The organism is Flavobacterium sp. (genome assembly GCF_020217025.1).
Classification (GTDB): Bacteria; Bacteroidota; Bacteroidia; order Flavobacteriales; family Flavobacteriaceae; genus Flavobacterium.
On sequence record NZ_JAIWOF010000172.1, the window covers coordinates 1 to 10,000 of the forward strand.

At 32.9% G+C, this 10,000-nt stretch carries 11 protein-coding genes; 9 read left to right on the top strand and 2 right to left on the bottom strand.

All coding sequences use genetic code 11. The features are described from left to right. On the bottom strand, nucleotides 1-808 hold an 808-nt coding region (locus LDL23_RS08745; protein ID WP_291265351.1), incomplete at its 3' end, for a bifunctional response regulator/alkaline phosphatase family protein. Between the two features lie 132 nt (nucleotides 809-940). Between LDL23_RS08745 and LDL23_RS08750 the strand changes: the two genes are divergently transcribed. The 8 genes from LDL23_RS08750 to sucD all read left to right on the top strand — a co-directional run bounded on the left by LDL23_RS08750 (nucleotide 941) and on the right by sucD (nucleotide 8,480). Further along, on the top strand, nucleotides 941-2,176 hold the full coding sequence (locus tag LDL23_RS08750; RefSeq protein ID WP_291265352.1) for an HD domain-containing protein: 1,236 nt from the start codon (nucleotides 941-943) through the stop codon (nucleotides 2,174-2,176). A gap of 120 nt (nucleotides 2,177-2,296) precedes the next feature. Beyond that, entirely contained in the window at nucleotides 2,297-3,316 is a 1,020-nt protein-coding gene (gene lpxD, locus LDL23_RS08755; protein ID WP_291265353.1) for a UDP-3-O-(3-hydroxymyristoyl)glucosamine N-acyltransferase, read from the top strand. A 15-nt stretch (nucleotides 3,317-3,331) separates the two neighbouring features. After that, entirely contained in the window at nucleotides 3,332-4,720 is a 1,389-nt protein-coding gene (locus LDL23_RS08760; protein WP_291265354.1) for a bifunctional UDP-3-O-[3-hydroxymyristoyl] N-acetylglucosamine deacetylase/3-hydroxyacyl-ACP dehydratase, read from the top strand. Between the two features lie 8 nt (nucleotides 4,721-4,728). Next, nucleotides 4,729-5,514, top strand: a complete 786-nt coding sequence (gene lpxA, locus LDL23_RS08765; protein WP_026725819.1) for an acyl-ACP--UDP-N-acetylglucosamine O-acyltransferase — start codon at nucleotides 4,729-4,731, stop codon at nucleotides 5,512-5,514. 48 nt (nucleotides 5,515-5,562) lie between these two features. Further along, entirely contained in the window at nucleotides 5,563-6,129 is a 567-nt protein-coding gene (efp, locus tag LDL23_RS08770) for an elongation factor P (protein ID WP_026725820.1), read from the top strand. 100 nt (nucleotides 6,130-6,229) lie between these two features. Further along, entirely contained in the window at nucleotides 6,230-7,171 is a 942-nt protein-coding gene (locus tag LDL23_RS08775) for a UDP-3-O-(3-hydroxymyristoyl)glucosamine N-acyltransferase (protein WP_291265355.1), read from the top strand. Beyond that, a complete protein-coding gene (locus tag LDL23_RS08780) occupies nucleotides 7,161-7,523 on the top strand; it encodes a nuclear transport factor 2 family protein (protein ID WP_291265356.1) in 363 nt (120 codons plus the stop codon). Before LDL23_RS08775 ends, LDL23_RS08780 begins: the two co-directional genes overlap by 11 nt. Nucleotides 7,524-7,607: 84 nt before the next feature. After that, nucleotides 7,608-8,480, top strand: a complete 873-nt coding sequence (gene sucD / locus LDL23_RS08785) for a succinate--CoA ligase subunit alpha (protein WP_291265357.1) — start codon at nucleotides 7,608-7,610, stop codon at nucleotides 8,478-8,480. Nucleotides 8,481-8,543: 63 nt separating this feature from the next. Here the strand turns inward: sucD and LDL23_RS08790 are convergent, their stop codons facing one another. Continuing rightward, a complete protein-coding gene (locus LDL23_RS08790; protein ID WP_291265358.1) occupies nucleotides 8,544-9,728 on the bottom strand; it encodes a cytochrome c peroxidase in 1,185 nt (394 codons plus the stop codon). 138 nt (nucleotides 9,729-9,866) lie between these two features. Between LDL23_RS08790 and LDL23_RS08795 the strand changes: the two genes are divergently transcribed. After that, a partial coding sequence (locus tag LDL23_RS08795) for an SDR family NAD(P)-dependent oxidoreductase (protein ID WP_291265359.1) occupies nucleotides 9,867-10,000 on the top strand: 134 nt, incomplete at its 3' end.

The window sequence follows — 10,000 nt, forward strand, 5'->3', positions numbered from 1 at the left end:
CTGTTGGTAGAATAGAGAAGTAGCTAACTTCTTTTTCTAATTTGTAGTGATTGTTTATAACGCTTTCAAACGCTTTCCATTGGTCGTAACGTAAATTATCGATAACTACAAACAAAATAGGTTTGTCTTTTTTACGGATTTCAGGCGCTACTAATTCACCAAAAATTTCATGAGAAAGAATGGGTTTGTCAGCTTTTGGTTGAAACCAATCTTCGTAATTACGTTCGATGAATTTTCCAAATTGTGCATTAGCTTCGGTTTTTTGACTTTCTAAAATTTCTACCATGCTTTGGTCTTCGATGTTTTCCAACTCTAATTCCCAAAACAATAGTTTTTTGTACAATTCCACCCAGTCTTCATAACTACGAACCATTGCCATATCCATCGCAATTTTTCTAAATTCTTTCTGATAATCCAAAGTTGTTTTTTCGGAAATCAAGCGCGAATGGTCTAAATTCTTCTTTAAACTCAATAAAATCTGGTTTGGATTCACAGGTTTTATCAAATAATCGGCAATTTTAGAACCGATTGCTTCTTCCATGATATATTCTTCTTCACTTTTGGTAATCATAATCACCGGAACCGAAGATTTCTTTTCTTTTAATTCAGATAAAGTTTCCAAACCGCTTAAACCAGGCATATTTTCATCTAAGAAAACAATGTCGAAATTATTTTCTTCAAACAAATCGATAGCGTCTTGTCCGTTATTGCAAGTGGTTACGTGATAATTTTTCTTTTCTAAAAACAAGATATGGGGTTTCAATAAATCAATTTCATCGTCAACCCAAAGTATTTTTATCTGACTCATATTTCTTAATTTGTGTGCAAGTTACTATTTATTAAACGAGGTTTGTATTAAATATTGTATAAAATTTTCAATACTTTTTAACGATTTCATTTTGTAAAAAATCGCTACATTTGTTACTAAAATTATCAAATTGTGAGCCAAACCAACAAACTCAAAATATTTAACGATCCTATTTATGGTTTTATTACCATTCCCAATAGTTTAATTTACGATTTAATTCAGCATCCATATTTTCAACGTTTACGAAGAATTTCCCAAATGGGAATGTCGTATTTGGTCTATCCAGGAGCGCATCACACACGTTTTCATCATGCGTTGGGTTGTATGCACATCATGCAAAAAACGGTTCAAACCTTGCAATTTAAAGGCGTTTCTATTTCGGAAGAAGAAGAAAATGCGCTATATATTGCGATTTTGTTGCACGATATTGGTCACGGTCCCTACAGTCACGCTATGGAACACAGTATTGTGGAAGAAGTACATCACGAAGAGTTATCGTTGTTGTTCATGGAGCAATTGAATAAAGAATTTGATGGAAAATTAGCACTTGCGATTCAAGTTTTTAAAGGGGAATATCATAGAAAATTCATGTTGCAATTGATTTCAAGTCAGTTGGATATGGACCGAATGGATTATTTAAAACGCGATAGTTTTTACAGCGGTGTAGCTGAAGGAAACATCAACAGCGAGCGTTTAATCCAAATGATGAACGTGCAAGATGATTATTTGGTAATCGAAGAAAAAGGAATTTACTCAGTTGAAAAGTTTTTGGTTGCCCGAAGATTGATGTATTGGCAAGCGTATTTGCACAAAACCAGTGTAGTTGCGGAATTAATCTTGACCAAAATTCTAAAGCGTGCCAAAGAATTAACTCAAAAAGGAATTCTTTTACCTTGTAGTGAGCCGTTGCAATTCTTTTTACAAAACAAAATTTCCTTGGCTGATTTCGATAAAAGTGTTTTAGATAAGTTTTCGTATTTAGATGATTATGATGTTTTGGGTGCGATAAAAGCTTGGCAATTTCATGATGATTTTGTCTTACAATCACTTTGTAGAATGATATTAAATCGTGATTTACTAAAGATTCAAATGAGTGATGATAAACCTAATAAAGAGAATTTGTTAGTTATTAAAAATAAATACATTTCTATTGCTAAAATTTCAGACAAAGAAGCGGATTATTTTGTTTTCAAAGGAAAATTAAAAAATCAAGCGTATAGCAAATCAAGTGAGCCTATTCGCATTTTGAAAAAAGATAAAACCATTGAAGATGTAGTAGAAGCTTCAGATCAATTGCACTTAAAAGCTTTGTCAAAACCAGTAACAAAATACTTCATTTGTTTTCCAAAAGTGGTCTTAGAATCTTAACTTTTTAATTTAATTTTATATTTTTGCCAAGTTGAAGTGGAATCAATACTTGGTATTGAATGAAAATGCGTATTTTTATATCCCAAAATCTATCTCATTAGATAGTAATAAAATTTTTAAATGAAGTTTACAGCAGCGCAAATAGCAGGCATTTTAGAAGGTGAAGTAGTGGGCAATCCAGAGGCTGAAGTTTTTAAATTGTCTAAAATAGAGGAAGGAACCGAAGGCTCATTGACGTTTTTGGCGAATCCTAAATACACCAATTATATTTATTCTACTCAAGCAACTGTTACGATTGTTAACAACACTTTTGAGCCAGAACAAGAAATTACAACGACTTTAATTAAGGTTGAAGATGCTTATAAGTCATTTTCAAAGTTGTTAGAATACTACAATCAAGTAAAATTGATGAAATCAGGAATTGAGCAACCTTCAGTTATTTCGGATGGCGTTACTTATGGTTCTGATTTGTATTTAGGAAGTTTTTGTTATGTTGGAAAAAATGTGACTATCGGAAATAATGTAAAAATTTATCCAAATAGTTTCATTGGCGATAACGTAATTATTGGTGATGATTGTGTTTTCTTTGCTGGTGTTCGAATTTATTCGGAAACGGTTATTGGAAATCGTTGTACGATTCACTCAGGAACAATCATTGGTTCAGACGGATTTGGTTTTGCGCCACAAGAAGACGGAACGTATGCAAAAGTACCGCAAATTGGAAATGTAATTATTGAAGATGATGTTGAAATTGGTGCGTGTACAACAGTTGACAGAGCTACTTTAGGTTCAACTATCATTAGAAAAGGAGTGAAATTGGATAATCATATTCAAGTTGCTCACAATGTTGAAATTGGTGAAAACACCGTAATCGCGGCACAAACCGGAATTGCAGGAACTACTAAAATTGGTAAAAACTGTTTAATTGGTGGTCAAGTAGGTTTTGCTGGACATTTAGTAATTGGTGATGGTGTAAAAATTCAAGCGCAATCAGGAATTGGTAAAAATTTAGAAGCTGGAGAAGTAGTTCAAGGAAGTCCGGCATTTAATTACGGAGATTTCGCAAAATCATTTGTACATTTTAGAAATTTACCAAAGATTGTTACCGATATAGAAGAATTAAAAAATAAAATTAAATAATTTAAAATTTTTATCATGGCGAAGCAAACAACAATTGCTGCAGAAATATCATTAAAAGGTGTAGGTTTACACACAGGTCAAGAAGTTGCAATGACTTTTAAACCAGCTCCTGTAAACAACGGATTTACATTTGTACGTGTAGATTTAGAAGGACAACCAATTATTGAAGCTGATGCAAATTATGTTGTAAATACGCAACGAGGCACTAATTTAGAGAAATTAGGAGTAATGATTCAAACACCAGAGCACGTTTTAGCGGCGCTTGTGGGTTGCGATTTAGATAACGTTATCATCGAATTAAACGCTTCTGAACTTCCTATTATGGATGGTTCTTCTAAATATTTTGTTGAAGCTATAGAAAAAGTTGGAATTATTGAACAAGAAGCTGAGCGAAAAGTATATGTTGTAAAAGAGGTAATTTCTTATTTAGATGAAACTACAGGAAGTGAAATTACTGTAATTCCTTCTGATGAATATTGTGTTACTGCAATGGTAGATTTTGGTACTAAAGTTTTAGGAACTCAAAATGCTACAATGAAGGGAATCAAAGAATTTAAAAAAGAAATTGCCAACTGTAGAACATTCAGCTTTTTACATGAATTAGAGTCACTTTTAAATAATGGTTTAATAAAAGGTGGTGATTTAAATAACGCTATTGTTTATGTTGATAAAGAAATTTCAGCAGAAACAATGGAAAATCTTAAAAAAGCTTTTAACAAAGATTCTATTTCAGTTAAAGAAAATGGAATTTTAGATAATCTAACGTTACATTATCCTAATGAAGCAGCAAGACATAAATTGTTGGACATCATTGGAGATTTATCTTTAATAGGAACTCGTATTCAAGGAAAAATTATAGCAAATAAACCAGGTCACTACGTAAACACTCAATTTGCTAAGAAAATTGCTAAAATAATTAAATTAGAAGAGCGTAATAATGTTCCTAGTTATGATATCAACAAAGAACCTGTAATGGATATTCATGGTATTATGGATTTATTACCACACAGACCTCCATTTTTATTAGTTGATAAAATTTTAGAATTATCAGATTCTCATGTGGTAGGTTTAAAAAATGTTACAATGAATGAAGATTTCTTCGTTGGACATTTCCCAGGAGCTCCAGTAATGCCAGGTGTTTTACAGATTGAAGCTATGGCACAAACTGGAGGTATCTTAATTTTAAGTACCGTTCCAGATCCAGAAAATTACTTAACATATTTCATGAAAATTGACAATGTTAAGTTTAAAAATAAAGTCTTACCAGGTGATACCTTATTCTTTAAATGTGATTTAATTTCTCCTATTAGAAGAGGAATTTGTCACATGCAAGCGTATGCGTATGCGAATGGTAAATTAGTTTCAGAAGCCGAATTAATGGCACAAATTGTTAAAGTAAAATAAAAAATCATATGAATCAACCATTAGCTTATGTGCACCCAGGTGCTAAAATAGCAAGAAACGTAGTAATTGACCCTTTTACTACTATTCATAACAATGTTGAAATAGGTGAGGGAACTTGGATTGGTTCAAACGTTACCATCATGGAAGGTGCTCGTATCGGTAAGAATTGTAATATTTTTCCTGGTGCTGTAATTTCAGCGGTTCCTCAAGATTTAAAATTTGGTGGAGAAGAATCGTTAGCGGTAATTGGAGATAATACAACCATTAGAGAATGTGTTACAATCAATAGGGGGACAATTGCTTCTGGTCAAACAAAAATTGGTAAAAACTGTTTGATTATGGCTACGGCTCATATTGCACACGACTGCCATATTGGTGATAACGCTATTATCGTAAATGGTGTTGCTTTAGCCGGACACGTAACTGTGGGAGATTTTGCAATCATTGGTGGTTTAGCAGCGGTTCATCAGTTTATTTCAATTGGTGATCATGCTATGATTTCTGGTGGTTCATTAGTAAGAAAAGACGTTCCTCCGTTTACAAAAGCGGCAAAAGAACCTTTATCTTATGTAGGAATTAACTCAGTAGGATTAAGAAGAAGAGGATTTTCAACAGATAAAATCAGAGAAATTCAAGATATCTACAGAATTTTATACCAAAAAAATTACAATACTTCACAAGCAGTAAGTATCATTGAAGCTGAAATGGAAGCTACAACTGAACGAGATGAAATTTTAGATTTCATTAGAAACTCTTCTCGTGGAATCATGAAAGGTTACACCAGCTCATTGTAATTTTAAATTTAAAAAAGAATAAATCAATAAACATCAAATAAAAACAAAATGGCAAGTACATCAGATATTAGAAACGGATTATGTATCAAATACAATAACGATATTTATAAAATCATCGAATTTCTTCACGTAAAACCAGGTAAAGGACCAGCTTTCGTAAGAACAAAATTAAAATCGTTAACAAACGGAAAAGTATTAGATAACACATTTTCTGCTGGACACAAAATTGATGAAGTACGTGTTGAAACACATACATTCCAATATTTATACGCTGAAGGTGATCAATTTCACTTCATGAATAACGAATCATTTGAACAAATTACGTTAGACAAAAAAGTATTAGATGCTCCAGATTTATTAAAAGAAGGAACAAACGTAATGATTCAAATTAACGCTGAAACAGAAGCGCCTTTATCAGTAGATATGCCAGCTTCTATCGTTTTAGAAGTTACTTATGCTGAGCCAGGAGTTAAAGGAAATACAGCTACAAATGCTACAAAACCAGCAACTGTTGAAACAGGAGCTACAGTAAACGTTCCGTTGTTTATCAATGAAGGTGATAAAATCAAAATTGATACAGCAACCGGAAACTACATGGAAAGAGTAAAAGAATAATTGAAAGTAAAAAGTGAAGAGTAATTAGTAAATAGCCAAGCAACTAATTACTCTTTTATATTTTACTCAACATTAATTACTATCCACTAATCAATATTAAATGAAATTTCCAAAAGTTTATCCTTTAAAAGATATTGCCCAAATTATCAATTGTAATTTTGTGGGTGATGATAATTTTCCAGTTCACGGTATGAATGAAATTCATGTGGTAGAACCTGGTGATATCGTATTTGTAGATCATCCAAAATATTATGACAAAGCACTTCAATCGGCAGCAACTATTGTTTTAATTAACAAAGAAGTGGAATGTCCAGAAGGAAAAGCGTTGTTAATTTCTGATGATCCTTTTAGAGATTTTAATAAACTTACGAAGCATTTCAGACCTTTTCAAGCTTCTAATGTAGCGATTTCAGATTCAGCTATAATCGGAGAAGGAACTGTTATTCAACCCAATTGTTTCATTGGACACAATGTTCAAATTGGTAAAAATTGTTTGATTCATGCCAATGTTACAATTTATGATAACACCGTAATTGGTGATAATGTAATGATTCATGCTGGAACTATTCTTGGTGCAGATGCTTTCTATTACAAAAAACGTCCAGAAGGTTTTGACCAATTGTTATCAGGTGGGCGAGTAGTGATTGAAGATAATGTAGGAATCGGAGCTTTATGTACGATTGACAAAGGAGTTACAGGTGATACCACTATCGGAGCTGGAACTAAAATTGACAATCAAGTGCATGTGGGTCACGATACTGTCATCGGTAAAAAATGTTTAATTGCTTCACAAACGGGAATTGCGGGGTGTGTTGTTATCGAAGACGAAGTTACACTTTGGGGACAAGTTGGAACTACTAGTGGAATCACTATTGGAACAAAAGCAGTGGTAATGGGACAAACTGGTGTTACTAAGTCTATTGAAGGCGGAAAAACCTATTTTGGAACTCCAATTGAAGAATCACGTGAAAAATTAAAGCAATTAGCTAACGTAAAACGAATTCCAGAAATCATTGAAAAATTAAAACAAAATGACAAATAGAGCGAAAATCGAGTTTTTTTATAAAGAAGATGGTTTACGAAATGAAGTTTTTTTAAACGAACTTTTGCATGATGATTTCATTTTGGATTGGGACAGTTCACATGGAAACGTAAAGATGAGTAAATCAGATATTATTGATTTAGCTAAAGAGTTAAAACAAAATTATGTGGATTCCTTTATGGAAATTTCGCACTTTATTGAAGATGATAATCAAATCGTAGTGAAATACAATCATAAAGTAACTACTATTGAAAACCCTAAAGAGTTCGTTCTTATTGCAAAAATAGTAGCTATTTGGGAATTCGAAGACGATAAAATCAAAAAAGGATATCAAATTAGCAAACCTAATTAAAAAAATACAATAAAAATTACGTGATTATTTGGTAAAAAACTTACTTTTGCATCACAAATTTAAACACAATTTAATTCATATATCATGAGCGTTTTAGTAAATAAAAATTCAAAAATAATTGTACAAGGATTTACAGGTAGCGAAGGAACTTTCCACGCTTCTCAAATGATTGAGTACGGAACAAATGTTGTAGGTGGTGTAACTCCAGGAAAAGGTGGTTCAACACATTTAGACAGACCAGTTTTCAACACAGTTAAAGATGCTGTTGTAAAAGCAGGAGCTGATACTTCAATTATTTTCGTTCCGCCAGCATTTGCTGCTGATGCAATTATGGAAGCTGCTGAAGCGGGTATCAAAGTAATCATTTGTATTACTGAAGGTATTCCAGTTGCAGATATGATTAAAGCGTATGATTATATCAAAGGAAAAGATTGCCGTTTAGTTGGACCTAACTGTCCAGGTGTAATTACTCCAGAAGAAGCTAAAGTTGGTATTATGCCAGGTTTCGTTTTCAAAAAAGGAACAGTTGGTATTGTATCTAAATCAGGTACTTTAACATATGAAGCTGCTGACCAAGTGGTAAAACAAGGTTTAGGAATTACTACAGCTATCGGAATTGGTGGTGACCCAATTATTGGAACAACTACTAAAGAAGCGGTTGAATTATTAATGAACGACCCAGAAACTGAAATAATCATCATGATTGGTGAAATTGGAGGTCAATTAGAAGCAGATGCTGCTCGTTGGATTAAAGCTGACGGAAACCGTAAACCAGTTGTTGGATTCATTGCAGGTGAAACGGCTCCAAAAGGAAGAACAATGGGGCACGCAGGTGCAATCGTTGGTGGTGCTGATGATACAGCAGAAGCTAAAAAACGCATCATGAGAGAAAACGGAATTCACGTGGTAGATTCTCCAGCTGAAATTGGTAAAAAAGTTAAAGAAGTTTTAGGTTAATCTTATAACTTTCAGATATAAAAAAATCCCGCAACTAGCGGGATTTTTTGTTTTGTATTCTTTTTAATTAAATGGATTCGACCACTTAGTATTCGTATAAACATCCGTTCCTGAAAGTGTTCTTAAAAATGCGATTACGGCATTTACTTCGGTTGCTGTTAAATTCAATTGTTGTCCAATACCGCCTGGAGTTAATCGTGGATCTAAATTATTATTTCCTGGAGCAATATTAATAGTTCCATAATGCCCAATTGCGGCTTGCAAAGTGGATATAACACCAGTATGCATCATTGGACCATTAGTAGTTCCATCTGTTCTAACTAAATCACGTAGGGAAGGTGCTCTCGTATTTCCAGTTTCAATTCCTGTTCCGGCAATCGTTCCAATAATTCCATTATTTAAAGTATTCGGATCAATATCAAACTCTGGTGCTCTATGACAACCTGCACACCCCAATCCGCCCGAAGTTCGTACACCACTTGTATTAAAAACGGGTGGTGATAAAAATAAATTCTTTCCTTGATTTTCTTGTGCTGTAAAATTAGAGAAAGGTTGCCCATCATTAGCCGCCAAAGCCCTTCCTGCATCATATTTAGAATCAAATGATTGAATACTTCTGATAAATTGCGCTAAAGCACTTTGAATTTTAGTTTCTGTAATTTCCTCTGTACCATAAACAAATTTAAAAAGTTCTTTATAATAACCGATAGTACTTAATTTTGTAATTAAATCATCAAAAGATAAATCACCATTTTCACCACTAAAACCCATTTCACCATGGTCTTTAATTGGCATTGTAGTTTGAGTTTCAAGATTGATAGCTCTTTCGTTCCAAAAGAATTTAGTTTCAGTTGCAAATCTCGAATTTATCAAACGCATGGAATGTCTGCCTGTTGTTCCATTAACTCCCGTACTTGCTACGTTACTATCGCTAAAAGCAAATTCTTGTTTATGACAACTTGCACAAGAAATTGTATTGTTTGAAGAAAGATTTTTATCGTAAAATAAAACTCTACCTAATGTTGCTCCTTTATCAGTAATGACATTTCCTTGGGAATTGTTTTTTATGATATAGGAAGGAACTTGTTGATTCGCATAATTGGCTAAATTATTTAAATCGACTGAAGAACCAAATTCAGCCTCTACAAAGGGATAAGAAGGAATTTCTTCATAATTACTATCAGAATTATCGCTGCACGAAGTCAATCCACAAATTGCCAAAAGACCTAAAATAAATTGGTTTTTCATAATGGTTAGTTTTAGGATTATGTTTGTAAGACAACATTTAATAAAAAAGGTTTAATTAAAAAACATCCTTTTTTTTATACTTTAAAATATTCCTATATTTGAACTTTATTATTAAACAAACTAACACGAATATTTACCATGAAATTATTAGAAGGAAAAGTTGCCATTATTACAGGTGCAAGCCGTGGAATTGGTAGCGGTATAGCAAAAGTTTTTGCAGAACAAGGAGCAAATGTTGCTTTTACATATAGTTCGTCTGTAGAATCAGCTTT

Excerpts from the sequence above, each read along its gene's own strand:
- lpxD (WP_291265353.1), top strand. The coding sequence starts at position 2,297 with ATGAAGTTTACAGCAGCGCAAATAGCAGGCATTTTAGAAGGTGAAGTA.
- LDL23_RS08760 (WP_291265354.1), top strand. The coding sequence starts at position 3,332 with ATGGCGAAGCAAACAACAATTGCTGCAGAAATATCATTAAAAGGTGTA.
- lpxA (WP_026725819.1), top strand. The coding sequence starts at position 4,729 with ATGAATCAACCATTAGCTTATGTGCACCCAGGTGCTAAAATAGCAAGA.
- efp (WP_026725820.1), top strand. The coding sequence starts at position 5,563 with ATGGCAAGTACATCAGATATTAGAAACGGATTATGTATCAAATACAAT.
- LDL23_RS08775 (WP_291265355.1), top strand. The coding sequence starts at position 6,230 with ATGAAATTTCCAAAAGTTTATCCTTTAAAAGATATTGCCCAAATTATC.
- LDL23_RS08780 (WP_291265356.1), top strand. The coding sequence starts at position 7,161 with ATGACAAATAGAGCGAAAATCGAGTTTTTTTATAAAGAAGATGGTTTA.
- sucD (WP_291265357.1), top strand. The coding sequence starts at position 7,608 with ATGAGCGTTTTAGTAAATAAAAATTCAAAAATAATTGTACAAGGATTT.
- LDL23_RS08790 (WP_291265358.1), bottom strand. The coding sequence starts at position 9,728 with ATGAAAAACCAATTTATTTTAGGTCTTTTGGCAATTTGTGGATTGACT.